The following is a 26,437-nucleotide window of genomic DNA, read 5'->3' as shown; positions in this document are numbered from 1 at the left end:
TTAATACTCCTCTCTAAAGCGTTTCGTAATCCATTGAGAGATTAAGTTCATTGCTAGTGTAAATAGGAATAACGTGAATCCTACTGCATAAATACTATAATAAATGTCTGAACCGAAAGTAGCGTCACCAGTTGCGACTTGAACAATGAAACCAGTCATCGTTTGGATTGAACCAGTTAAGTCTAATGAGGCAGTTGGTGTACTACCTGCAGCGAGTGAGACAATCATTGTTTCACCAATTGCACGTGAAATGGCTAAAACAATTGATGCCATGATACCTGATGTAGCTGCTGGTAATACTACTTTAGTCGCCACTTCGAATTTTGTAGCACCTAAGCCTAAAGCACCTTCGCGCATTTTATTAGGAACTGAGGACATTGCATCTTCACTCATACTTGAAATAAGAGGAATGATCATGATACCTACCACAATCCCAGGACTAATAGAGTTAAAGCTTCCTAATGATGGGAAAATGTCTCTTAATAATGGTGTTACAAATGTTAAAGCAAAGAAACCAAATACAATAGTTGGAATACCTGAAAGGATTTCCAAAATTGGTTTGATAATTGCACGTGCACGTTGTGATGCATACTCACTTAAATAAATAGCTGCACCTAAGCCGATTGGCACTGCTACAATAGTTGCTATAACTGTAATTTTCAAAGTACCTAAAATTAATGCCCAAATACCATATTTAGGTGTGGATGAGAATGGATTCCAATCCATCGTAAATAAAAATTCTGTAATTGGTACGCGTGTAAAGAATGTGATTGTTTCCGTTAATAAAGTTACTAAAATACCTACTGTCGTTAATATGGAAATAACTGCAATAGTTCCTAAGATGACAGGCACAATTTTGTCGCTTGTACCTTTCTTTTTGGCGTTGTTTTGAGCAATCATTTCACTAACAGAGAAATTGTTATCCGCCATAAAAATACCTTCCTTCTATATAATAAGCTCCCAAATTTAAAAAAGATTGGGGACTGTTGTCACCTACTTACAAAAACGGTGTTTCGTAAGTGTTATAAAGGTGAACAGTTATGGAAAATGGTTAACGAAGTGCTGTCTACTTCGTCTGCCATTTTCCTTATCCCAATCTTAAAGAATTGATGTTATAATTATTTTTCTTCTTCCTTACTACTTTCTTCTTTGCTATCTCCACCTGTAATGTCTTTCAGGTTATCTTGTTGTTCTTTGTAAGTTTTTTCAGGAAGTGCAACATATCCAGCATCTTCTGCTGCTTTACCTTTATCGTCTAAGATGAAGCCAATGAATTCTTGGAAAGCTTTATTGTCTTTAAGTTTTTTCTCATTTGCGTAGACATATAAGTCTCTACTTAAAGGGTATGAACCATTTTGAATAGATTTCTTAGTTGGTTCTTTTGCTTCACTATCACCTTTGATTTTAACTGCTTTTAATTTATCTTTATTTTGTTCGTAGAAGTTATAACCGAAATAACCAATACCTTGTTTATTATCTTGTACTGAAGAAACGATTACGTTTGTATCAGCATTTTTCTCTGCTTTGATATCACCGTCATCCATAACTTCTTCTGTGAAGAAATCATAAGTACCGTGTGATTGGTCAGGAGAGAAAGCTTTAATTTCTTTATCTGGCCATTCTGGATTAACATCTTTCCAAGACTTAGCTTCACCAGAATAAATTTGTTTCAATTGATCTTTATCAAGTTCATCAACAAAGTCATTTTCTTTGTTAACTGCAATAGTTACACCGTCTTTTGCAATTTTGAACTCTTCATATTTAATACCTTTATCTTCTAATTTTTTCTTTTCTTCATCTTTGATTGGTCTAGAAGCATTTGCAAAATCAGTGCTTCCAGCAATGAATTTTTCAAATCCTCCACCAGTACCAGAAGTACCAGAAGAAACTGTTATATTTGGAAACTCTTTAACAAATTTTTCATTTAATTTTTCAATGATTGGACCTACTGTTGAAGAACCGTCACCCTTAACTTCGCCTTCAACATCTTTGCCTTCACCAGAGCCTCCGCTACCGCCACAAGCTCCTAGTAAAAACGAAGCACCAACAACTGTAGTACCAATTAACTGCCATCTTTTCATTGAAACATCCTCCTAAATAGAATCAATAACTCGAAAACAAGTTATATGTATTTATTACAACTCTTATGATACAGACGAATTATTAATCTCAAATATGCTAATTGTAAATGTTTCGTTAAGAATTGAATCGTTGCGTTTACAAAATTAAAAATCGAAAGCATAGCTTGTGAAAGTCAATCATATCAAGGGTTTAAAGAGGTATAAATATTACGATAACATTACGTAATACTAAAATTAGCAAAATTATTATTTAGTTTTTGTGTTGAAAAGTTTATTTTGGGTTTGTTTACTTATAATTAAATGTATTTTGAGGAATTTTTAGTTAATTATTAAGAAAGTATTAAGTAGATAAAATGAAACTGGTACATTAATTGTGCTTTAGTGAAACTGTCGATGAAGTTATGACTTTGTGGCATTTTTATGCACGCTTTCCGCGGGCACTGACTCAGCCTGTAGTCTTCGGCGAGAGCTATTCCCGCAGGAGTCGGCATAAATACAGCCGATATTATAATATATATAAATAAACACCCCTTCACATTTATTTGTGAAGGGGTGTTTCAGACTGTCGACAAAGTCTCCGACTTTGTTGGCAGTTTTTTTATGCACGCTTTCCGCGGGCACTGCCTTAGCCTGTAGTCTTCGGCTAGTGATATTCCCGCAGGAGTCGGCATAAATTACTGCCAATATTACACAAAAACATTATAATATATGTAAATTAAACAGTGGTGGTGTTTATTATGTTGAATAAATCAATTGATAAAAGAGATCAATATGAAATGATTTCTATCTCTGAATTAGTCCCTAATAATCATTTATTACGTAAAGTCGATGCGATATTAGATTTAAATTTTGTGTATGAACTTGTCGAAGACAAATATTGCCTTGATAATGGTAGACCATCTATAGATCCTGTTATTTTAGTAAAAATATTACTCATACAAAGGTTGTTTGGCATTAAATCAATGAGACAAACAATTAAAGAAATAGAAACAAATGTAGCTTACCGTTGGTATTTAGGATATAGCTTTTTAGATAAAGTACCTCATTACGGAACTTTTAGTAAGAACTATACACGTCGTTTTCATGATACAGATTTATTTGAACAAATATTTGAGAAAATACTAGAAATAGCTATCAAAAATAACTTAATAGATCACTCATCTTTATTCATTGATTCTACACATATTAAAGCAAATGCAAATAAGAATAAATACATCAAAAAAATTGTAAAAAAAGATACACTTCACTTCCAAGAAGAATTGGATAATGAAATAAATGAACAAAGGCGAGCACAAGGAAAAAAGCCAATAAAAAATAAAAGCAAGGAGGAATATAAAACCAAAAAAGTAAGTACGACTGATCCAGAAGCTGGGTACTACGTTAAAGGTGAACGAGAAAAGCAATTTGCTTATAGTTTACACGCATGTGTAGATAAAAATGGTTATATTATTGATAAGCACGTGACACCTGGTAATATTCACGACAGTACACAACTCAAACCAATGATTGAAAGATTGGAAACCAAGCAGATGTTGCCTATCACATTAGCAATTGATTCAGGTTATAAAACACCTTTTAATGCACACTTTTTGCTTGAAAAAGCAATTGTACCAGCAATGCCATATACGAGACCTAAAGGAAAACCTGGTTTTTTCAGAACAAAAGATTTCATCTACGATGAACATTATGATACTTATATTTGTCCTAATGATGAAACTTTACTATATAAAAGAACAATGCCAACAGGACACAGATTATATGTATCAGATGCTTCAATATGTCGAGACTGTCCACTACTAAATAAATGTACTGAAAGTAAAGATGCCATAAAACAAATTAGAAGACATGTTTGGCAAGATGATTTAGATATAGTTGAAGATTTAAGGTTTGTGGATACAATTAAAAAACAATATAAAATGCGAAGTCAAACAATAGAGAGAAAATTTGGCGATGCAAAAGAACAGCATGGTATGAGATGGACGAGATATAGAGGACATGACAAAGTTTCCATGGATACCACGCTAATTTGTGCTGCCATGAATCTTAAAAAAATCGCAATGTGGCTAATAAAAGGCCCAGTAATGGTCTGAAAGACCACTGCAATTTTGAAAAAAACTATAAAAAAAGAAAATAAATAAACCCTTCGCATTAACTTGCGAAGGGTTTGTCCACGTTCTGAAACACCCCTTCACATTTATTTGTGAAGGGGTGTTTATTTATTATGATCTAGATTTTTTAAAAGCTCAATTCTATTATTGAACATTACCTATAATAATAGAAGAAACTAGTTTTCTAATCTAGCCCATCCTTTTTTAGTAAGTTCAATTTTGCCAGTTTCGATATTAATGATTTTTTGTTTGTAAAGGTGACCAATAGCTCTTTTAAAAGCACCTTTACTCATATTGAATACTTCTTTAATTGCTGCTGGACTTGATTTATCCCAAAAAGGCAATTCACCATCATACTCAACAAGTAAATCAAAAACGATTTGGCCATCTTCATCTAAACGTTCATGGGCTAATGGTAAAAATGATCCATTTAACTCCCCTTTGTCGTTATGACCAATAATTCGTACATTGACTAGTTCACCGAATCTTGGTTCTGCTTTACGTTCTGATTCATGAACAAATATTTTATAACCATCTTTTGACAGTAAAAAACTACCAATTCTAAGTAAACGATATGGCCTTGCTTCAATTACTTCGTTTTGTTTTGAATCGTCATGGACAGGCGTGAACATTGATTCAACTATTGTTTCTGTTGCTAATCTAGCAAACATTTGGTTTTCACTATCTATTCTTAAAGTGACTAATAATTCATCACCATGTTCTGGCCATAAAGTTTTTACTTTAGGTAAATCTTCCCATGGGATAAGGACCTCTCTTGGTAATCCAACATCTACATGGGCACCATCTCGGTCTGTTTTTAATACTTTTACAAAATCGTACTTATCTACAGTGATGTCTGGCATATTTTGGGTTGCAAATAGTTCTCCTGAACGATTAGGATAGATAAAAAAGCTGTACTCTTCCCCTACTGCTAACTCGTCTTCTTCATTAACTTCTGATTGGTTTAATTTAACTGTTTCGTTATTTGGGCCTTGTAACATATAAGTTGATCCTTGCAAACCAACAACTTTTAAGAATTCAATCGTTCCTACAATTCCTTTTTCTTCTCGTGCCATATTTGTCTCCTTCGCACATATTTATTCTGTACCATTATAACACGCCAAGCGTTAACAAGCATTAATCCTTTTTAGAAAGCTCGAAACAAAGATATAAGTATGTTATAATTTGTCCGTTAGAATAACGATAAAGGAGTAAGTGCATGTTACAAGTTACTGATGTGAGTTTACGATTTGGTGATCGTAAATTATTCGAAGACGTAAATATTAAATTTACAGAAGGCAATTGCTATGGGTTAATCGGTGCAAATGGCGCTGGGAAGTCTACATTTTTAAAAATATTATCTGGTGAGTTAGATGCTCAAACGGGCAACGTGTCTATGGGCAAAAATGAACGACTAGCTATTTTAAAACAAGATCACTTTGCTTATGAAGAAGAACGAGTTATTGATGTAGTGATTAAAGGTCATGAACGTTTATACGAAGTGATGAAAGAAAAAGATGCTATCTATATGAAACCTGATTTCAGTGATGAAGATGGTATTAGAGCTGCTGAGCTTGAAGGTGAATTTGCTGAAATGGACGGTTGGAACGCAGAAGCCGACGCTGGTTCATTACTTTCAGGTTTAGGTATTAAAGCAGATTTACAAGATAAATTAATGTCAGAATTAGAAAACAACCAAAAGGTTAAAGTTTTACTAGCGCAAAGTTTATTTGGGCAACCTGATGTGCTATTACTCGATGAGCCGACAAACGGTTTGGATATTCCAGCAATAAGTTGGTTAGAAGATTTCTTAATTAATTTTGAAAATACTGTTATTGTCGTTTCACACGATAGACATTTCTTAAATAATGTATGTACACACATTGCTGACCTAGATTATGGCAAAATCAAATTATATGTTGGGAATTATGATTTTTGGTATCAATCTAGTCAATTAGCAATGAAAATGGCTCAAGATCAAAACAAGAAAAAAGAAGAAAAAATTAAAGAATTACAAGACTTCGTGGCACGATTCTCAGCAAATGCTTCGAAATCTAAACAAGCAACTAGTAGAAAAAAACAACTTGAGAAAATCGAGTTAGATGATATTCAACCATCATCACGTCGTTATCCATATGTTAAGTTCACTCCAGAACGTGAAATTGGTAATGACTTATTATTTGTTGAAAATGTATCTAAAACAATTGATGGTCAAAAAGTATTAGATAACATTTCATTTACGATGGATCCAAATGATAAAGCTGTACTGATTGGCGATAGTGAAATTGCTAAAACGACTTTATTGAAAATTTTAGCAGGTGAAATGAAACCTGACGAAGGTAGCGTGAAATGGGGAGTGACAACTTCTCAAAGTTATTTCCCTAAAGATAACTCAGAATATTTTGATGGTGTTGACACTAATCTTGTTGATTGGTTGCGTCAATATGCTCCGGAAGATGAGCAAACTGAAACATTTTTACGTGGCTTCTTAGGACGTATGCTCTTTAGTGGTGATGAAGTTAAGAAAAAAGCAAGTGTCTTATCAGGTGGAGAAAAAGTACGTTGCATGTTAAGTAAAATGATGCTTTCAAGTGCTAACGTCTTATTACTTGATGAACCAACTAACCACTTAGACTTAGAAAGTATTACTGCTGTCAATGATGGTTTAGAGTCCTTTAAAGGTTCTATAATTTTCACTTCATATGACTTTGAATTTATCAACACAATTGCAAACCGCGTGATCGATTTAAATCAACCAGGCAGTCTATCTAAAGAAATTTCATACGAAGCTTATTTACAAGAAATTGGTGTATTAAATAAATAATGACTTATAACAATTAGCCTTAACGTGATTTCTACTCACACGTTAAGGCTAATTTTATGCAAAATAGTGTTTTTTAATGGTATGGATATATATAATGAAACTAAATTGACTTAAGGAGGATATAACTTATGGAAAAGTTAAACTTAAACGATGGTCACATTATACCCGTTGTTGGCTTTGGTACATATAAATTAAATGGGACACAAGGTGTACATGCAATTGTGAATGCCTTGAACAATGGTTATCGTGTACTGGATACTGCTTATAATTATGAAAATGAAGGTACTGTTGGTAAGGCAATATCACAAAGTCACGTAGCTAGAGATCAAGTTATCGTAACATCTAAATTGCCAGGTCGTTATCATGACTATGATAGCGCAATGATAGCCATACAAGAGTCTATTTATAGACTTAATGTTGACTATATTGACTTATACCTTATACATTGGCCTAATCCAAAACAAGGGAAATTTGTAGAGGCTTGGACGGCGCTTATCGATGCTCAAAAAGCTGGGTTATTAAAATCAATTGGTGTATGTAATTTCCTACCTGAACATATAGATACGCTTGAGCAAGAAACAGGAGTCCTTCCTACCATCAATCAAATAGAATTACACCCCTACTTTAACCAACAAGATGTTATAGACTATCATCGAGAAAAAGGTATTGTAATTCAAGCATGGAGCCCTATCGGTAGAGCTTCTAACGTAATTAATGATGAAACAATTGCTACGATAGCTGAAAAATATAATAAATCAATACCTCAAGTAATTTTAAAATGGCACGTGCAAAATGGTATTGTCCCAATTCCTAAAGCAACGTCTAACCAAAGACAATTGGAAAATATTGATATTTTTGATTTTTCATTAGATGCTGAAGAAATTGCTAAGATAAATAACTTAACGCGTGAAGATGGTCGTCGCAAAGATCAAAATCCAGCGATATATGAAGAGTTTTAATGCATTTTAAAGTGTAAAATAACTTTAATATTAACTTTAAACATATAAAATGAATAAGTTTTCAGTGAATTCAAATAAAATGAATTTAAAGGTTTACAGTCATATGCCCTATATGTATAATATGAATCATAACCAATTTAATAAGAATTAGATGAGGCGCATCAATCATTAGTAAATTTTAGGACAAACTATCTGCTAGTAGCTAAAATTGAAAGGGTGAGATGCCGAAACGACAATAATAGCAGCTTATTGTTTTGTTGGACTTTGTGGTTAAGAGCTTAAGGTCTGTCATTATTTAAAATAATGGAGTGCATCACTTGTATATAGATTTAGAGCAGGTTCGCACTTAGAGCTTGTTCTTTTTTTATATGATTTGTGATTCTCCCCTAATACTTTGAGGAGGATATGTAAGTGAATAGAAGTGTTTTAAAGTTTGGAGGTTCGTCTGTTAGTGATTTTTCGAAAATTAGGAATATTTCGGAAATGCTAAAACGACGAGTTGAACAAGGTGAACAATTAATTGTAGTAGTTAGTGCGATGGGAAAAACTACAGATCAACTTATGGAAAATGTAAATATGTTGACTGAAACACCTAAAGACGATGCACTTGCCCTACTGTTAACAACTGGTGAGCAGCAAACTGTATCATATTTAGCAATGACATTGAATGATATTGGTATAAGTGCAAAAGCAATGACTGGTTACCAAGCTGGTATTAAAACAGTTGGCCATCATTTGAAAAGTAGAATAGCTGAAATCAATCCAGATACATTTCACAAAGCATTTGAACAACATGATGTGCTAGTAATTGCAGGATTTCAAGGTATTAATGATGACTTTGAATTAACCACATTAGGACGTGGAGGCTCTGATACAACGGCAGTCGCTTTAGCTGCTTGCAACAACACCCCATGTGAAATTTATACTGATGTAGATGGTGTTTATGCAACAGACCCTAGGGTATATGCTAAAGCGAATCGTTTGTCAGCTGTCTCTTACGAAGAAATGATGGAAATGAGTGCTTTAGGAGCAGGTGTATTAGAAACTAGAAGTGTTGAATTAGCGAATAATTATAACATCCCACTCTACTTAGGTAGAACTTTATCAAATGTGAAAGGAACATGGATAATGGCACAAACAGATTTATTAGAGAAAAAAGCGGTGACTGGTGTCGCCTTAGATACGCATATGATGCATGTGACAATTAGTTACCCATTACCAGATAATAAATTATTAACAAGATTGTTTACACAACTCGATCGAGGATCAGTCAACGTGGATATGATTTCACAAATTGTAAATATTGAAGGTTTACAGTTATCATTTACAATTAAAGATACTGATGTAGTTCAAATTTCAAAACTATTGGAAGAGTTGTCAGAAGATTACAACGCTTTAGATTTCAAAATAAATGAATCATATGCCAAAATTTCTTTAATTGGTTCAGGAATGAGAGATATCTCTGGCGTGGCTTCAAAAGCATTTATCACTTTAATCAACAACGACATTGCATTTTATCAAACTACGACTTCTGAAATAAGCATTTCATATGTTATTGATGCAGACAATGGTGAACGTGCTGTTGCGGCATTATATGAAGCCTTTGAAATGTAAGCAAATAATTTAAAAAATAGAAAATGGAGTGTATCGATTATGACAAAATTAGCAGTTGCAGGAGCAACAGGTTTAGTAGGAAGAAATATGTTAGATACAATAGATAGAAAAGGTATACAATTTGATGAATTAGTACTGTTTTCATCAGCGAGATCAGCTGGTACAGAAGTATCTTTTCAAGGTAAAACATATACTGTCAGAGAGTTAACAGAAGAAGCTGCAAATGAACAATATGATTTTGTATTAATGAGTGCAGGCGGTAGTACAAGTGAGCACTTCTCCCCTATTTTCGAACAAGCTGGTGCCGTGGTCATCGATAATTCAAGTCAATGGCGTATGGTCGAAGGCATTGACTTAATTGTCCCTGAAGTAAACGAACCAGAATTAACTAGAAAAATTATTGCTAACCCAAATTGTTCAACGATTCAATCAGTTGTCCCGTTAAAAATAATGCAAGAAGCTTATGGTTTAAAACGTGTGGCGTATACTACGTATCAAGCTGTTTCAGGTTCAGGTGTGAAAGGTAAACAAGAATTAGCAGAAGGTGCAAACGGTAAAGCACCTGAAACATATCCACATGCTATTTATAATAATGTGCTCCCACATATAGATGTCTTTTTAGAAGATGGCTATACAAAAGAAGAGCAAAAAATGATTGATGAAACTCGTAAAATATTAAAAGATGATGCTTTAAAAGTAACAGCGACATGTGTACGTGTTCCTGTTCAAGATAGTCATAGTGTTCATATGAGCGTCACTGTTAATAAAGATACTACAGTTGCAGATATTCAGCAGTTATTTGACAATGACTCACGTGTTGTCTTAGAAGATAATCCAGCAAATAATGAATATCCTTTAGCAATTAATTCTACTGGCAAAGATGAAATCTTTGTTGGGCGCATTAGACGTGATGATTCTTTAGACAACACATTCCATGTGTGGTGCACTTCTGATAATTTATTGAAAGGTGCAGCTTTAAACGCTGTTCAAATACTGGAACAAGTTATGAATTTGAAAGGAGTTAAATAATATGACACATATTTTTGAGGGTGTTGGTGTAGCTTTAACTACGCCTTTCACCCATAACGAAGTAAATTATACTGCACTTAGAAAACATGTGAATTATTTAATCGACAAGCGTGCTCAATCTATCATTGTAAATGGTACGACAGCTGAGAATCCTACACTATCTGACGAAGAAAAAGATCAAATTTTAGAAGAAGTGATTAACACTGTAGATGGACGTATACCTGTTATTGCTGGTACAGGTACAAATAGTACTCAAAAATCTATTCAAGCTTCTGTGAGAGCAAGAGAACTGGGTGCAGATGCTATTATGTTGATTACACCGTATTATAATAAAACGAACCAACGCGGATTAATCGAACATTTTACGACTATCGCCGATGCTGCTCAACTACCAGTAGTGTTATATAATGTGCCTTCTCGCACTAATATGACAATCGAGGCAGCTACAGTAGAAACATTAAGTCAAAATGAATATATTGTTGCCTTAAAAGATGCAACTAATGATTTTGACTACTTACATGATTTACAACAGCGTCTAGATACAGATCAATTTGCACTTTATAGTGGTAATGATGATAATATCGTACAATATTTTAAAGATGGCGGACATGGTGTAATATCAGTTGTAGCCAATGTTATTGCTGATGATTTACAACAATTGTTTGAAGCACAACAAAATGGTGAAGATATAACTGCAAGCTTTGCACCGATTGAAACGTTGTTAAATACTTTAGCGGTAGATGTAAACCCTATCCCAATCAAAGTATTGACTACGGTGGAAGGCTTTGGTAATTATGAAGTACGTTTACCACTTGTACCATTAGAAACATCAGACGAAAATGTCTTAAAAGAAGCATATGCATATTATAAAGCGGGTGAACATCGATGAAAATATTACTTATTGGCTACGGTGCAATGAATGAACGTGTTGCACGACTAGCGGAAGAAAAAGGTCATGAAATTGTAGGGGTAATCGTTAGGGACAGCAATAATACATATCCCTACCCTACTGTTGAACATATTGCTGATGCACAAGATGCAGATGTAGCGATTGATTTTTCTAATCCTGAACTCTTATTACCATTATTAGAAGAATCTTTTAAACTACCATTAGTAATTGCAACAACTGGTGAAAAAGAACAGATTATTCAACGCTTAGAAGCATTAAGTACACAAATGCCAGTCTTTTTCAGTGCAAATATGAGTTATGGTGTTCATGCACTTACTAAAATATTAGAAGCAGCTGTACCACTGTTACGTGATTATGATATTGAATTAACGGAAGCACATCATAATAAAAAAGTAGATGCACCTAGTGGTACATTAGTAAAACTGTATGATGTAATAGAATCATTGCGCGATAAAACAACACCAGTTTATGATCGACATGAAGTTAATGAAAAACGTACTGATGACGAAATTGGTATACATGCCAAGCGTGGAGGTACAATCGTTGGTGAACATGAGGTTTTATTCGCAGGTATTGATGAAACAATCGAAATTACACATCGTGCACAATCAAAAGACATATTTGCAAATGGCGCTATAAGTGCAGCCGAAAAACTTGTGAAACAAACTCAAGGATATTATACTTTTGATAATTTATAAATTAAAGGAGCTAATTAAATTATGACACAACATTTATCAGCAGAAGAAATTATTCAATATATTAGTGATGCAAAAAAATCTACACCACTGAAAGTTTATGTTAATGGAGATTTCTCCAACGTGACTTTCCCTGAAACTTTTAAAGTATTTGGATCTGAAGGTTCAAAAGTCATCTTTTGTGAAGCGGCAGAGTGGCAACCATTCTATAGTGCCAATGAAGCAAGTTTTACAGATGTTGAAATCGAACAAGATCGTCGTAATTCAGCAATCCCATTAAAAGACTTGACGAATACTAATGCTCGTATCGAACCAGGTGCATTTATTAGAGAACAAGCCACTATTGAAGATGGTGCAGTAATAATGATGGGTGCAACGATTAACATCGGTGCTGTTGTTGGCGAAGGTACGATGGTTGATATGAATGCGACATTAGGAGGTCGTGCTACAACTGGTAAAAACGTACATGTAGGTGCCGGTTCTGTATTAGCAGGTGTCATTGAACCCCCTAGTGCTTCTCCAGTTGTCATTGAGGATGATGTGTTAATCGGTGCTAATGCCGTAATCTTAGAAGGTGTACGTGTAGGTCAAGGAGCAATTGTGGCAGCAGGAGCAATTGTTACTCAAGATGTTCCAGCAGGCGCAGTTGTAGCCGGTACTCCAGCTAAAGTGATAAAACAAACATCAGATGTTGAAGATTCAAAACGTGAAATTGTATCAGCTTTAAGAAACTTAAATAACTAATAAGTTATACTTAAATCATCAATAAAATTTTTTAGGAGGATTGAGTTATATCATTGTGTGCCATGTTTAGTAGTACTTTAGAGCATAACACTAACAATGATATTTCTCTCCCTCCTATTTTTATAATACATAATGATTGAACAAATATAACTCATGAACTAAAAGGACTGATCTAATATGAATGAACTTGAATTTGTTACGAAACATAGACGGCACTTACATCAATATCCTGAGCTAAGTTTACATGAATATGAAACGACGCAATATATTGCGAGCTTTCTAGATAGTTTAGGTGTTCACTATGAACGACCACTAGACACAGGATTAGTAGCGTATATACCTGGAAATGGTCAAAAAACAATTGCTTATCGTGCTGATATTGATGCATTACCGATATTTGAAGAAAATGATGTTGATTATAAAAGTCTCAATGATAATGTTATGCATGCATGTGGTCATGATGGTCATACTACTGCATTAATGTTATTTTTACAGCGTTGTAAATCACGTGCAGATGCTGGTACGTTACCACAAAATATAGTGTTTATTTTTCAACCCGCTGAAGAATCAGGTGGCGGTGCCAATCGTTTAATAAAAGCTGGTGCTTTTGAAGCGTACCCTATCGAAGCTGTTTTCGGAGTACATGTAATGCCCTTTGTCGAAGAAGGAAAAGTTGCAATTCGCGATGAAGAAATTACAGCAAGTGCCACTGAGTATCGTTTCTTTTTAAAAGGACTATCTAGTCATGTTGCTGATAAGGAACAAGGTCATTCTTGTGGTGAAGCATTACAACATGTATTGGCGCAAGTGGGTTCAATTCAACAATACCATTTAAATGGACTTAAAAGAAATATCGTTCATATGGGCAGATTTGAAGCTGGTGAAGCAATTAATACTGTGCCAAGTCAAGGATATCTTGAAGGGACAATTCGCACATATGATACTCAAGATTTGGCAGTTGTGAAGCAACAAATGTTAAAAATTGCAGAAAGTGTTGATTTATTATTCGGTGTTGAGTGTGAAGTTAAATTTGCAGAAGGTTACCCACCAACGTACAATGACCCTTCACTGAGAAAACATGTAGTAACATGTCTAGAAAATGCTGGATTACAAGTTGTAGATAAAACGACACCTTACCTTTTTGGCGAAGATTTTAGTTTTTATAGCCAATTAGCACCTAGCTATTTTGTGTTTGTTGGTACTAAAGATGAGCAACGTGGATTTGTTACGGGATTACATACTGCACATTTAAATTTCAATGAAGCTATGCTAATTAGAATCGCAGATTATTATGATCAAATTTTAAATCATTACGGAGAGGTGCAAGCACAATGACAGCCACTTGGTCAGTAGATATACAAACTTTTTACAATAATGTAAAGCACGTACAAAACAATAATTCTATTATGGCTGTAGTAAAAAACAATGCTTATCACTACGGTTTAGAATTTGCTGTACAACAGTTTTTAAAAGCTGGTATTACTACTTTTAGCACAACTTCACTAAAAGAAGCGATTAGAGTTCGTAAACTTGCACCCCAAGCGACGGTATTTTTAATGAATGCTGTCTATGACTTTGATACAGTACGTAAATATAATATCGAAATGACGCTCCCTTCATTAGAGTTTTATTATCAATACTATGAAGCGTTAGCCGGTATCAATATACATTTAGAATATGAAAATCTGTTACATCGTTCAGGTTTGAAAACATTAGCTGAATTACGCGAAGTATTACAACATCATCAACAAAACCACCAAGCAGAAAAAATGCACATTCGTGGTTTGTGGACACACTTTGGCTATGCTGATGAATTTGATGTTGAAGAGTATGAGATAGAAAAAGCAAATTGGTTAAATATTGTTAATACATTATTAGATGAAGGTCATCAATTTGATATGATACATGCTCAAAACAGTGCAAGTTATTATCGTGAGTCTGGCATTTTACCCAATCATACACATGCACGTATCGGTATTGCACTTTACGGCTCGAGACCTTATAGCACCCTCTCAACATTGGATATTGTGCAAGCATTAACGGTGAAAGGTAATGTTATTCAAGTGAGAACTGTCAATGCTGGAGATTATTGTGGTTATAGTTTTGCTTTTGAGGCACAACGTAATCAGACGAAACTAGCCGTAGTTGATATTGGTTATGGTGATGGTATTTTAAAAACGAGAGCACAACACGAAGTGATTATTAACGGTCGTCGTTACCCTATTCGTGCATTAATGATGAGTCATATGTTTGTTGAAGTAGACGATGAAGTACATGCACAAGATGAAGTGATACTATATAATAATGATATACGTATAGATGAACATACGTTTAAAGGTGTGGGAGCAAATTCAGAACAATTAAGTGCAATGAATCATGATTCATTGATAAAGGAGTATAGATAATAATGACTGTAGAATATAATAATAATGGCGAGCTTACAATGGGTGGTACAAGCTTAAAAACTATAGCGCAAAGCTTTGGTACCCCTACTATCGTCTATGATGAATCACAAATTAGAACACAAATGCAACGATATCATAATGCCATGAAACAAAGCGGCTTGAAATATAATATTTCTTATGCCTCAAAGGCCTTTACATGTATTCAAATGGTTAAATTAGTTGCGGAAGAAGGTTTACAATTAGATGTGGTGTCTGAGGGTGAACTTTATACTGCATTAGAAGCTGGTTTCGATCCTAGTCAAATTCACTTCCACGGTAATAATAAGACTAAAAGAGAGATACAATATGCTTTAGAAAATAAAGTTGGTTACATCGTTATTGATGATTTAGAAGAGATAGAGTTAATTAATCGTTATGCTTCTGATGTTGTTGATGTAGTACTACGCTTGAATCCTGGAGTTGAAGCACATACACATGAGTTTATTCAAACAGGTCAAGAAGACAGTAAATTTGGCTTATCCATTAAGCATGGTTTAGCAAAACAAGGAATTGAAGCGGTGCAAAATGCCACAAAATTAAACTTAAAAGGTGTTCACTTCCATGTAGGTTCTCAAATAGAAGGTACAGAGGCTATGATTGAAACATCTAAACTAGTTATTCAATGGTTGAAAGCTGAAGGCGTTTTTGTAGATTTGATTAATTTAGGCGGAGGTTTCAGCATTAAATATGTTGACGGTGATGTGAGCTTCCCTATTGAAGAAGGTATTGCAGAAATCACTACAGCGATCAAAGATGTTGCTACAGCAGAAGACTATCCAATACCTGAAATTGGAATTGAACCTGGACGCTCAATTGTAGGTGAAGCAGGTATTACACTTTATGAAGTGGGAACGATTAAAACAATTCCAAATGTAAATAAATATGTTTCTATTGATGGTGGTATGAGTGATCATATTCGTACAGCATTATATGATGCTGAATACGAAGCTAAACTCGTTAATAGAAATGATGTAGCAGATGAAACAGTGACTATAGCTGGGAAACTGTGTGAATCTGGTGATATTATTATCAAGAATGCAAAGTTACCATCTACAGTACGTCGCGGTGATTATCTCGCTATTCAATCGACAGGAGCTTATCATTACTCTATGGCATCTAACTATAATCAAATGCAAAAGCCATCTGTCTTTTTCTTGAAAGACGGTAAAGCCCGTGAAGTGATAAAAAGGCAGTCATTGCGTCAATTAATTATTAATGATACAAAATAAGAAAAAGCCCCTTGTATGTCGAACATACAAGGGGCTTTAAATCATTATGGACATATAAAAAGAACCTTTTTTAAGGTTCTTTTATAAGTCAATTTATAATCTATAAATTATAGTTTAACAACGTTAGCAGCTTGAGGACCGCGATCGCCTTCAACTACTTCGAATTCAACTGATTGACCTTCTTCTAATGATTTGTAACCTTCTTGGTTAATAGCTGAGAAGTGTACGAATACGTCGTTTTCTCCTTCAACTTCGATAAAACCAAATCCTTTTTCAGCATTAAACCATTTAACTGTACCTTGTTTCATATTGTGAAACCTCCAAGACTAAAATTCATTCAATATGCTTTATTCGCATATTACAAAAAATACGATGTTACAGAAATCTGTTATTACAATATTCTTTGCAATATGGAATAAAACAATTGCTTACTTACAAGTATACGGGATTGCATATTAAAATGCAATACATAATTGAAAAATTCAAATTAGTTAAATTTTGGAAGATCATAATAAACTTTATCATTATTTAAAACAATATAACTATAAAATATTTGTAAATCCTCATCACAATCTTCACAGAATCCTAATTCACAATTGTTATAAAACGCGTGGATATTATGTTTCCCTACTAAAAAATTATCAAATTTATCTTTACTATTATTTATTATAGATCGGTATGCTTCTAACATTTCATCGTAAGTTGAAAACGATTGTTGTTCTATAATATGGTCTGTCCAGTCACTAAATAGCCACCAGCCTTCGTAATCAGCTCTAATTTTTGCAACTGTCCACATGGTTAAAGCTCCCCTTTTTCAAAAATTCATTTTCATATGTATTTTCATTTAATTTTGACATTTGTATTGTTGGCAATAGTTTAATGTAATGTAAATGTGTTAATAAATATGAAATTAACTCTATGTGTAATATTTTAACTTTAATATTGACAAAATCAAGTTTTCTGACTCATACTTTTGGCCGATAAAGGACAGGTAGAAAAACTTAAATATTAGTTTTGTAGAAAAAAATTTCGTATAATAGACCTAAGAGGTGATTTGTATGCTACGTAAACACATTAAAGTATTTGGGATGGTACAAGGTGTTGGTTTTCGTTTTTATACAGAAAGACTGGCGCTTAAATATAATATTGCAGGTACTGTACAAAATGTAGAAGACTATGTAGAAGTTTTTGCGCAAGGTGAACCAGAAGCGCTTAATCATTTTGTTGAAGCAGTTATAGCCGGTGCATCACCTGCGTCACATGTTGAGAACTTTACTGTCGAAGAATTAGACATAGACAAGACACTGACAAAATTTAAAACTATTTAAAATAAAGGAAGATGTAATTTGAGATACAATATTTCTCGTATTTTGGGGATGATAGTCGCGATACCGTTTGCGATTGTAGTATGGTTTATTTCAGTGTTTGCATTTGATATTCAGGCAATTTTTGATGTATTAATTTCAGTTGCTGCGTTTTTGGGTTCTTACTTCCCTACGCAACGCTTATCATCGAGAAAGTATCTTAAAGAAATTGGGTTATCACGGAGAGAGCATCGCTATGTACAACATCAATTAAGCCATGCACAAGACAAGATTAGACGCATATTAAAAGTATTTATTAATGTGAGATCAATTAAAGATTTCAGACAAGTGAATGAAATATATCGTATTGCACGTGCTATTTACTACGCTGTAAAACAGCAACCAGCTAAGTTTTTCTTAGTAGAAAGTTTCTTTTATTCACATATTGATAATGCTTTGAATTTAATTGAAGCATATACTCGACTCTCAAAATCACCCAAAAAATCTAAAGAAGATAAGCAACGTCTAGAACAAACACGTATTACTTTAGATGAAGTTAACCGTACTTTAGTAGCAGACTTAAAACGAATTAACGAAGAAGATTATGAAAAACTAGATATCGAAATAGAGCTAAATAAAATTGAACAAAAACGTCAGAAATGAAGTGAAATATCGACGAAAGAATGGAGCGAGATAGGTTATGACAAGAGAGCAAGATTCAATTAATGCACACCCTCTTGATTCTTTTATTGACGAGCAAGCTGCGAATGAAGGACAAATCATCCAACAAACGAAGCAATTTTCACCAGAAGAGCAAAAAAAGATTGAGGAATTAAGTTCGTCTATTACACCGATGGATCATGATGGGTTATTAAATTTCGGTACCGAAGCACAATCTAATATGTCTCAATTTTCACACCGTATATTAAACGATGTGAAAACATCGGATATCGGCCCGGTTGGAGATTCACTTAATGGTTTAATGGCTAAATTAAAATCAGTTAATCCAGATGAATTAAACCCTGAGAATCAATCAAAATTAAAACGATTCTTCAAACGTACTAAAGCATCTGTGAATGAAATTTTTTCTAAAATGCAATCAATAGGTTCTCAGATTGATCGTATTTCTATTGAATTAGACAAACATAAAACGAATTTGAAAAAAGATGTTGAGTTATTGGATCAGTTATATGACCAAAATAAGGACTATTTTGACGATTTAACATTATATATTGAGGCAGCAAAACGTAAAAAACAATTGATTGAAAGTACAGAATTACCAAAATTACAAAAAGAAGCACAAAATTCTAATAATCAAATGGTAGTGCAAGATGCCGCTGATTTGAGTCAATTTGTAGAACGTTTAGATAAACGAATATATGATTTACAACTGTCAAGACAAATTGCCATCCAAACAGCACCGCAAATTCGAATGATACAAAATGTTAACCAAGCGTTAGCGGAAAAAATTCAAAGCTCTATTTTAACTAGTATACCTTTATGGAAAAATCAAATGACAATTGCCTTAACTTTAATGAGACAACGTCATGCAGTATCCGCACAAAAAGCAGTTACTGATACAACGAATGATTTACTGTTGAAAAATTCTGCACTATTAAAACAAAATGCTATAGAAACTGCCACAGAAAACGAGCGTGGTGTAGTAGACATAGAAACATTGAAAACGACTCAAAGTGATATTATAGAGACGATAGAACAAACACTTCAAATTCAAAAACAAGGTAGAGATAAACGTAAACAGGCTGAAGGTGAACTCAGCGAGCTAGAGGGAGAACTAAAACAACATTTATTGGATATGAAAAATAAACCACAATAATTATGGTTAACATCGTGTAACTTCCCTATTACATTGATTAATAAAACAAGCACTTCCCTTTTTGGGAAGTGCTTGTTTATTAGTGTTAATTATTCTTTTTCATAGACAATCGGTTGTTCATTTTTGACTAAAGTAGCCACAATATAACCTATAATTGTAAATAATACGGCAATTGGGAACCACTCTAATGAATATTCTTTTAACGGTAAAACATCAATGAAGCTTAATTTAATCCAACCTTGAGTGTGGACAATACTTAAAATTGCAATGATAGTTACCGCTGTAACTGGAATTCTTTGTGCGATTGGTTTTGTTGGTACAATACGTGCAATTAAAATGAGTAATACTGATGTGATAGCGATTGGGTATACAATACTTAAAACCGGTACTGACATTTTAATTACTGAGTTCAATCCTTGGTTTGCTAGGATAAAACTGATAATTGTAAAAATAACTGCAAATACTTTGTACGATACTTTAGGTACAATTTTATGGAAGTATTCGGATACAGATACAATTAAACCACACGCAGTTGTTAAACAAGCAAGCGCTACAATAATACCTAACACATACTTACCAAGTGAACCAAAACCAGTTGTAGCAATGGTCGTCAATAGATATGTACCAATATTTTGATCTTTAGCAGTTAGACTGGCAATTTTATCTGGCGATATATTCATATGATTTCCAATAATGCCTAAAGAAATATAAATAAACAATAATGCTACTGCTGCAATAACACCTGCTAATAATGTTTGTTTAAATATTTGATTTGCATGAGTGAGTCCTGTAGATTTCACAGCATTAACTACAATCATTGAAAATGCAATTGCTGCAATCGCATCCATAGTCAAATAACCGTTTGTAAATCCTTGTGAAAAACCTGCTAAATTAGATGTAAATAGCTCTGATTCCTTACTTGCTGAATTACTTCCAAAATCAATAAAACCTTTAATAATCATAGCTAAAATAGTAATTAACAATAATGGTGTTAATAAAGATCCGATACGATCTACCATTTTAGTTGGATTAATACATAAATATAAAACAATTAAGAAATAGATAACTGTAAAAATAAATAAAGCAAGACTACTATTTGTATGTGCAATTGGCGTTACAGTCATTTCGAATGATGTTGCAGCTGTACGCGGAATCGCAAACAATGGTCCAATCGTTAAGTAAATAACAATTAGAAAAACAATAGAAAACTTAGGTGATATTTTATTTAATGAACCGATATATCCCTCTTTATCTAATGCGCCTACCACTACTCCCAATAATGGTAAACCGATCCCTGTAAGTGAAAATGCTAAAATAGACGGCCAAAAGTACTGTCCACTATCTAGGCCTAAACTCGGTGGGAAAATTAGGTTACCTGCTCCAAAAAAGATAGCGAAAAGCATGAAACCTATAATCCATGTATTTTTATTCATATTTTATACTCCTTCAATCTTTCCAAAAATATAATATTCATTATTCTACCACGATTAACGACAATAAGTCTATATAACTTTTCAGAATATTTTAAACTATTGCTAAAATCGGTTAAAAAGATTTTAACAATAGTTTTTTGAGTAATGGTGAAAGCTGACTTGGTAAGTTTTCAACACCTTCTACGAACAACGCAAATTGTCCGTAAATATTGTGTATCGTTTGTTCGATATCTTCGGTAATAGGTTCTTGACTTAAAAATACATTAAAAACTTCAATCTCCATTTTACGTGCAGTTTCTACGGATTCATAAGTATCTAAAATACCATCCTGACTGTAGTTATATGCAGAAGGCTCGCCATCTGAAAAGACAATTAAAAATCGTTGATTATGAGAACGTCTGAGTAGTCTTTCACTTGCAATACGTATAGCAACGCCATCTCTGTTATCATCTTGGGGTTCTAACGCGATAATACGTGGTCCTTCATTTGAATAGATAGATTTATCATAATGAATGATTTCATCTATAATGTTTGGTTGCGTATTTTCGTCAGCTTCAAAGGCATCTTCATTAAAAGCTAAAATTTCATGTTTTACATTTAATGATTTTAACGTTTCATGGAATAAGACTACACCTTTTATGGTTTCGTCCATTTTATCTTGCATACTGGCTGAGGCATCTATTAATAAAGTGAAAGTTGCATCAAATGACTGACTTAAATCTTGTTTTTTATAAAATAATTTATATTGGTCATCAATAAACCAATTTAATAAGTTTTTTTGTAGTCGTCCTTTGGTTAAATTATGGCGTTCATCATCATGTTCACGATCAATTGTTTTTTTAATGATTTTGATTAAATCTTTAGTTTCAAAAGCTACATCTTGTTCTACTTCTCTATAAGCTTGCTGAAAATCAGGTTTTATTTCTGGAACGCGCCAATCAATATCAACATTTTCATTAATACCAGTCAGAGCAAATAGATTATTACTTCCTAGTGAGCCGCCCTCTTCGTTGTCTATAGTTTGGTTAGAACCTTTTCCTTTTTTAAGTTGCATATCGGTCATATCATCACTAGGATCGCCTTCACGAGCAGTATCATTGTCACTTGCAACGTCACTATTAGTGCCTTCATGAAGTTCCATTTCTAAATATGCACCACCTGAAGATTGACTGTCAGCACTTTTAGTTTCCGCTTTTTCGCTCTCGATATCTTCAGAATTCTCTTGTTCATTAGTACCATCAGTGTTACTAGCATCTGTACGACGCAAGTCTTCAAAAGACTGCGTTTCCATAGCACTATAAACTTGTTTAGGTAGATGATAATACTCATTAAGCATATCTTCTTTTAATATATCGTCTATTTGATACATGATTCGATCAGCTAAAAATTTGTTGTCTTCAGAGTTTTCATTGTAGAAAAAATTAGGTAAATACTGGTACATATTAACTAAAATATCATCAATTCGTGGATGAATATGAGGAATGTCATAAAAGTTTTCAGTTAAAAATGAGTGCGCCAAGTGCAATAATAATAAATCAGTAAATGTTGTTTTGGTTTTATAGACATTTATCTGTGTCTCTATAAATTGCTGTCTTACTTTATTTCTTAGAATAATTGCTTTTTGCGTACTAGGTCGTTCTTGTATAATGATATTTAAAATTCTTTTATCTTCGAGCAATTTAAATAACTGTTGATAAAACTTCGTGTGAGTAAATGATTCTACATTATTAATCACATCATTAACGACTGTTGAATCCATTAACTGGTATCCGTATGCTGCAAGCATGACATCTGTTTTTAAACCTGCAGTTTCAATATGTGTTGGTCGATGTGACCAAAAAGAGCTTGTTATCAACACATTATTGATTGGATCGAAATAAGGGAATTTTTGAATTTTGACATGTGTTTCTTTGTTTTTTAGTAATAATCTTGACAAGTCTTGTAACATCATTACTTGTTTGGCATCTAGTTGTTCGTCGTTAAATTTTATAAAACGATCACTCATAACTTATCCCTCACTAAAAGTTTAATTCAACCGCATTGATGATAGCTTGTTGTTCTCTCTCGTCTTCTAATTTATCTATAATTGTCCGCTGTATTGCCCTTTCAATTGGCATAATTGTTGCTAAATCACTTAAGTCAATTAATGCACGAATACTAGCAGCCTCTTCAGAAATTTGTCCTTGTTTTGTCATTGTACGTAAATCTTCATTGAATTTAATAATACGTGAAATTAAATTGTCGTCATCTAGTTGGCTTTGCTCTTTAATAACATTACCTAACGTATCACCATCTATATAATCCACTTGTATAACGACAAAACGGTTTTTCAAAGCTTCGTTCATTGGCAAGGTACCAATATAACCTTCGTTGATTGCTGCTATTACATTGAACCCAGGTTCAGCTTTAACAACTTCACCAGTAAATGGATTTGTTAGTTTTCTACGATAATCAAGTACACCATTTAAAATTGGCAATGTTTCCGGTTTAGCCATGTTGATCTCATCAATATATAAAATATGTCCTTCTTTCATTGCTTTAATAACAGGGCCGTCGATAAAAACAATTTCTTGTTGGCCTTCACTATTGGTTTGAATTGTTTTAAAGCCTAACAAACTTTCAGCGTCTAAATCAACAGAACAATTGACTTGATACATCGGTGTCTCTATTGTTTCGCTTAATGTTTCAGCTAACTTAGTTTTACCTGAACCGGTTGGTCCTTTGAGTAATATATTTTTATTTAAACGTAATAATGCCGATGCATCATTGAATATAGTTTCATCAGAATTGATATATTGTGTTTTTACCATGAAAAATAACTCCTTATAATCAGTAAATGTGTTGTCATTAAAAAAGAGACTGGAGTAAAAAATCACCCTAGTCTACTATTCTAATCATGTATTACTCATGTTTAATATTAATGTCTTGTAGTTAGATGTTAAACTTCTTTAAAATAAGTTTTATAATAACCACCAACTAAACCAGCATTATCAATAATTTGATAATATTCTTCGGTTTCATTGATGACATCATATTGTTTGCCTACTGTCAACATATCAGATACTTTAAACTTTTGTGCATTTGTATGCACAACTTCTACTTTCTTAAGTGGTTCATGTGTTTTCCATGTTTCGTGTAGCATTTTTATAAAATCCTTTCATTACTTTGTTTTTTCTAATGTTAAAATAAATGTAATTCCGCTATTTTCTGAAATTCTTAATGATTGGGCGTCACCTTGATCAAGTGTTTGGTATGGAATGCCAATAACTTCTAATTGTTGTAAAGCATGTTGATATTCCTCTGTTGATTCAGTTGCGAATTCTATTTGTTCTACAATCCCATGTGCAGGCATGTTAATTTCTTCGGCAGCAGGATATAAATGCAATTCGCCCCCTAATCCACCATCACCAATTTTGAAAACTTGAACTTTGAAATCATCGTTGTCCGATGCAACATATTCTGCGTAATGAGTAAGATTAAACACTTTAGACAAAATAGATTGTGTTAGTAATGGTTCATTCACTTTTATAATAACCGGTGCAAGTCCTTGAATTTGATGCAATGGATTCACTGAACTATCAAAAGATGGCATACCTAAAGGTGTCCCACTATTATGCTCATTGGAGTAAATGGCAAATTGTTGCCCATCATGATCTTTAAAGTGAAAGTATTGATGATCGTTTAAAGTTGTAATAGCGCTATAGTCTATACCAACCTCTTTCAAAATAGCTTGATACTCTAATAAAGCTTCATCTGTGGGTACACGTAAACCAATGCTGTTAATTTGGTTGTTCGCAATATTATAGTTAGGAATTTCTACTACATGTACACGAGTACCAGACGCTAAGTCTGCATCGCCAAAACGTAAAGCATGCTTTTTTTGTCCAACAGTCATACCTAGCACATCAGTTAATAGTGCTTGAGATTTGTTTAAATCGCTCGTTCCAATCGTAACACTTCTAAGACCATTCATTCATAGACACCTCAATACATTCTTTTGGTTTATTATAACGTATTTTCTAATTAATTTATAGAATGAACTTTGAATATGTTGAATTAACAAGAAACAAAGTTGATAAAATGATATTTTGTATTAAAATAAAGATATAAACAACTAATATTATCTTATTAACAATAATATTAAATAAGGAGGTTTTTGAATGATTAACTTCTTCTTATTATTTGGCATCACAGTATTAATTGCAGTGTATTCAGGCATTACATTCTTTACGAATTTGAAAAATAAAAACAACCAAAAGTCGTCCAAAGATAAAGCGCCAAATAATAAAATTTTCGGTATAGTATTTGTAGTATTTTTAATTATTGCCATTATCGAAGTCATTGTCTACTCAATTTAAGCAACTTTAATTGCATACAAACTAGTAAACAACAAGTGTTAATCGAATACTAAGTCAGATGCAGTGTTAAGTTTAACTGTTTTCTGACTTATTTTTTGTACTTTGACGATAAATTAATTGTACTACTCCACTTTTGTAAGTATTTACTGTAGAGAGTTCTAACTGTTTTTGGTTGTTAATAGCTTCAAAAAGTGGAGTACCAGCAGCTAAAATAATAGGATGCACAGCTAACTGCAATTCATCGACTAAATTTTGATTTAAAAATGTTGTGATAATACTAGAGCCACCGTAAAGCCAAATATCTTTGCCGGGTTGAGCTTTTAAGTGATTTACAGTGTTGGCAATATGATTATTAATATAAGTAGTTGTAGGATTAGAGTATTGTAGTGTACGACTAAAAACATATTTGTGGGTGTTTTGCATTAATTCCCACATATGATATTCACTTTGCGGAGTATTGCTATTAGGTTGATATTCGGTCCATAAATCATAACTTTTGCGTCCAAACAGAATCGTATCAATTTGTTCTAAAAATTTATCGAATTGCATATCATCTTCCATAATGCACCAATCAATTTCACCGTTTGGCCCTTCTATAAAACCATCTAAAGTTACTGCAAGATTTAAGATTACTTTTCTAGTCATAAAACCCCTCCTTAAATTTTTAATTATGAAAATATGCTTTATCAAAAAGTTAGTTATACAGTAGCTTATTTTAAACTATGAAACAGACATATTACAGTAGAAAGCTAATGTTTGATCATTAATTTGTTGTATATAACAATTGAAATTTATTATTAAAAAGTTCAAACATACTTTTGTTTTAGCTCATTTCACTAGTACAATGTGATATGTAGCATTTAAATCA

Annotated in this window: 26 protein-coding genes and 1 riboswitch; of the genes, 15 read left to right on the top strand and 11 right to left on the bottom strand. The window is 33.3% G+C overall.

Translation table 11 applies throughout. The features are described from left to right. Together pstC and MUA37_RS07195 are read right to left on the bottom strand one after the other, a co-directional pair. Window positions 1-930 (bottom strand): phosphate ABC transporter permease subunit PstC, encoded by a 930-nt coding sequence (pstC, locus tag MUA37_RS07200; protein WP_002511111.1) that lies wholly within the window; start codon window positions 928-930, stop codon window positions 1-3. Between the two features lie 188 nt (window positions 931-1,118). Further along, the gene (locus MUA37_RS07195) at window positions 1,119-2,081 is read right to left on the bottom strand and encodes a PstS family phosphate ABC transporter substrate-binding protein (protein WP_002511112.1); all 963 of its coding nucleotides are present in this window, start codon (window positions 2,079-2,081) and stop codon (window positions 1,119-1,121) included. Window positions 2,082-2,818: 737 nt separating this feature from the next. Between MUA37_RS07195 and MUA37_RS07190 the strand changes: the two genes are divergently transcribed. Beyond that, window positions 2,819-4,171, top strand: a complete 1,353-nt coding sequence (locus tag MUA37_RS07190; protein WP_021459431.1) for an IS1182 family transposase — start codon at window positions 2,819-2,821, stop codon at window positions 4,169-4,171. A gap of 194 nt (window positions 4,172-4,365) precedes the next feature. Here the strand turns inward: MUA37_RS07190 and cvfB are convergent, their stop codons facing one another. Further along, window positions 4,366-5,265, bottom strand: a complete 900-nt coding sequence (gene cvfB, locus MUA37_RS07185) for an RNA-binding virulence regulatory protein CvfB (protein WP_002511113.1) — start codon at window positions 5,263-5,265, stop codon at window positions 4,366-4,368. 143 nt (window positions 5,266-5,408) lie between these two features. On the opposite strand from cvfB, the gene MUA37_RS07180 reads away from it, so the two are divergent. The 10 genes from MUA37_RS07180 (at window position 5,409) to lysA (ending at window position 16,637) form a co-directional block, all read left to right on the top strand. Further along, a complete protein-coding gene (locus MUA37_RS07180) occupies window positions 5,409-7,013 on the top strand; it encodes an ABC-F family ATP-binding cassette domain-containing protein (RefSeq protein ID WP_002511114.1) in 1,605 nt (534 codons plus the stop codon). A 128-nt stretch (window positions 7,014-7,141) separates the two neighbouring features. Continuing rightward, window positions 7,142-7,972 (top strand): aldo/keto reductase, encoded by an 831-nt coding sequence (locus MUA37_RS07175; protein WP_002511115.1) that lies wholly within the window; start codon window positions 7,142-7,144, stop codon window positions 7,970-7,972. 143 nt (window positions 7,973-8,115) lie between these two features. Then, window positions 8,116-8,294: riboswitch (Lysine riboswitch) on the top strand. A gap of 89 nt (window positions 8,295-8,383) precedes the next feature. After that, a complete protein-coding gene (locus tag MUA37_RS07170) occupies window positions 8,384-9,586 on the top strand; it encodes an aspartate kinase (protein ID WP_002511116.1) in 1,203 nt (400 codons plus the stop codon). A 39-nt stretch (window positions 9,587-9,625) separates the two neighbouring features. Further along, window positions 9,626-10,615 (top strand): aspartate-semialdehyde dehydrogenase, encoded by a 990-nt coding sequence (locus MUA37_RS07165; protein ID WP_103387906.1) that lies wholly within the window; start codon window positions 9,626-9,628, stop codon window positions 10,613-10,615. 1 nt (window position 10,616) lies between these two features. Next, the gene (gene dapA, locus MUA37_RS07160; protein WP_107373469.1) at window positions 10,617-11,504 is read left to right on the top strand and encodes a 4-hydroxy-tetrahydrodipicolinate synthase; all 888 of its coding nucleotides are present in this window, start codon (window positions 10,617-10,619) and stop codon (window positions 11,502-11,504) included. Then, window positions 11,501-12,223, top strand: a complete 723-nt coding sequence (dapB, locus tag MUA37_RS07155; RefSeq protein WP_103387904.1) for a 4-hydroxy-tetrahydrodipicolinate reductase — start codon at window positions 11,501-11,503, stop codon at window positions 12,221-12,223. The genes dapA and dapB overlap by 4 nt, the downstream gene beginning before the upstream one ends. 21 nt (window positions 12,224-12,244) lie before the next feature. Then, window positions 12,245-12,964 (top strand): 2,3,4,5-tetrahydropyridine-2,6-dicarboxylate N-acetyltransferase, encoded by a 720-nt coding sequence (gene dapD / locus MUA37_RS07150; protein WP_103387903.1) that lies wholly within the window; start codon window positions 12,245-12,247, stop codon window positions 12,962-12,964. Window positions 12,965-13,141: 177 nt separating this feature from the next. Continuing rightward, the gene (locus MUA37_RS07145; RefSeq protein WP_262624402.1) at window positions 13,142-14,299 is read left to right on the top strand and encodes a M20 metallopeptidase family protein; all 1,158 of its coding nucleotides are present in this window, start codon (window positions 13,142-13,144) and stop codon (window positions 14,297-14,299) included. Next, a complete protein-coding gene (locus MUA37_RS07140; RefSeq protein ID WP_002511120.1) occupies window positions 14,296-15,369 on the top strand; it encodes an alanine racemase in 1,074 nt (357 codons plus the stop codon). Before MUA37_RS07145 ends, MUA37_RS07140 begins: the two co-directional genes overlap by 4 nt. 2 nt (window positions 15,370-15,371) lie before the next feature. Beyond that, window positions 15,372-16,637, top strand: coding sequence for a diaminopimelate decarboxylase (gene lysA / locus MUA37_RS07135; protein WP_002511119.1), 1,266 nt, complete (start codon window positions 15,372-15,374; stop codon window positions 16,635-16,637). A gap of 107 nt (window positions 16,638-16,744) precedes the next feature. On the opposite strand, the gene cspA is transcribed toward lysA, so the two are convergent. Both cspA and msaA read right to left on the bottom strand, forming a co-directional pair. Next, the gene (gene cspA, locus MUA37_RS07130; protein ID WP_001831260.1) at window positions 16,745-16,945 is read right to left on the bottom strand and encodes a cold shock protein CspA; all 201 of its coding nucleotides are present in this window, start codon (window positions 16,943-16,945) and stop codon (window positions 16,745-16,747) included. A 179-nt stretch (window positions 16,946-17,124) separates the two neighbouring features. Then, window positions 17,125-17,433, bottom strand: coding sequence for a regulatory protein MsaA (gene msaA / locus MUA37_RS07125; RefSeq protein WP_002511118.1), 309 nt, complete (start codon window positions 17,431-17,433; stop codon window positions 17,125-17,127). Between the two features lie 262 nt (window positions 17,434-17,695). Between msaA and MUA37_RS07120 the strand changes: the two genes are divergently transcribed. The 3 genes from MUA37_RS07120 to MUA37_RS07110 are packed head-to-tail and all read left to right on the top strand — an operon-like array spanning window position 17,696 to window position 19,778. After that, window positions 17,696-17,965 (top strand): acylphosphatase, encoded by a 270-nt coding sequence (locus tag MUA37_RS07120; protein WP_002511123.1) that lies wholly within the window; start codon window positions 17,696-17,698, stop codon window positions 17,963-17,965. Between the two features lie 18 nt (window positions 17,966-17,983). After that, a complete protein-coding gene (locus tag MUA37_RS07115) occupies window positions 17,984-18,604 on the top strand; it encodes a 5-bromo-4-chloroindolyl phosphate hydrolysis family protein (RefSeq protein WP_002511124.1) in 621 nt (206 codons plus the stop codon). 37 nt (window positions 18,605-18,641) lie between these two features. Next, window positions 18,642-19,778, top strand: coding sequence for a toxic anion resistance protein (locus tag MUA37_RS07110; protein WP_002511125.1), 1,137 nt, complete (start codon window positions 18,642-18,644; stop codon window positions 19,776-19,778). A gap of 89 nt (window positions 19,779-19,867) precedes the next feature. On the opposite strand, the gene brnQ3 is transcribed toward MUA37_RS07110, so the two are convergent. The 5 genes from brnQ3 to MUA37_RS07085 all read right to left on the bottom strand — a co-directional run bounded on the left by brnQ3 (window position 19,868) and on the right by MUA37_RS07085 (window position 25,184). Next, a complete protein-coding gene (gene brnQ3 / locus MUA37_RS07105) occupies window positions 19,868-21,211 on the bottom strand; it encodes a branched-chain amino acid-like transporter carrier protein BrnQ3 (protein WP_262614829.1) in 1,344 nt (447 codons plus the stop codon). A 112-nt stretch (window positions 21,212-21,323) separates the two neighbouring features. Next, entirely contained in the window at window positions 21,324-23,216 is a 1,893-nt protein-coding gene (locus tag MUA37_RS07100; protein WP_262624401.1) for a vWA domain-containing protein, read from the bottom strand. A gap of 13 nt (window positions 23,217-23,229) precedes the next feature. Next, window positions 23,230-24,021 carry an ATP-binding protein gene (locus MUA37_RS07095; protein WP_002511128.1) on the bottom strand — a complete coding sequence of 264 codons (792 nt, stop codon included), beginning with the start codon at window positions 24,019-24,021 and terminating at the stop codon, window positions 23,230-23,232. A gap of 128 nt (window positions 24,022-24,149) precedes the next feature. Next, window positions 24,150-24,353: a DUF6501 family protein gene (locus MUA37_RS07090; protein ID WP_002511129.1), complete on the bottom strand. Its 204-nt coding sequence runs from the start codon at window positions 24,351-24,353 to the stop codon at window positions 24,150-24,152. 18 nt (window positions 24,354-24,371) lie between these two features. Continuing rightward, window positions 24,372-25,184, bottom strand: coding sequence for a VOC family protein (locus tag MUA37_RS07085; RefSeq protein ID WP_107373473.1), 813 nt, complete (start codon window positions 25,182-25,184; stop codon window positions 24,372-24,374). Between the two features lie 187 nt (window positions 25,185-25,371). On the opposite strand from MUA37_RS07085, the gene MUA37_RS07080 reads away from it, so the two are divergent. Further along, window positions 25,372-25,569 (top strand): Mid2-like cell wall stress sensor domain protein, encoded by a 198-nt coding sequence (locus tag MUA37_RS07080; protein WP_142019662.1) that lies wholly within the window; start codon window positions 25,372-25,374, stop codon window positions 25,567-25,569. Between the two features lie 72 nt (window positions 25,570-25,641). Here MUA37_RS07080 and MUA37_RS07075 read toward each other — a convergent pair whose 3' ends face one another. After that, window positions 25,642-26,214, bottom strand: coding sequence for a dihydrofolate reductase family protein (locus MUA37_RS07075; protein WP_107373475.1), 573 nt, complete (start codon window positions 26,212-26,214; stop codon window positions 25,642-25,644). Window positions 26,215-26,437 lie beyond the last annotated feature (223 nt).

Origin of the sequence: Staphylococcus arlettae (genome assembly GCF_025560845.1) — a bacterium.
Classification (GTDB): Bacteria; Bacillota; Bacilli; order Staphylococcales; family Staphylococcaceae; genus Staphylococcus; species Staphylococcus arlettae.
The sequence above is the reverse complement of the archived record's forward strand: the minus strand, read 5'-3'. Positions and strand labels throughout refer to the sequence as shown.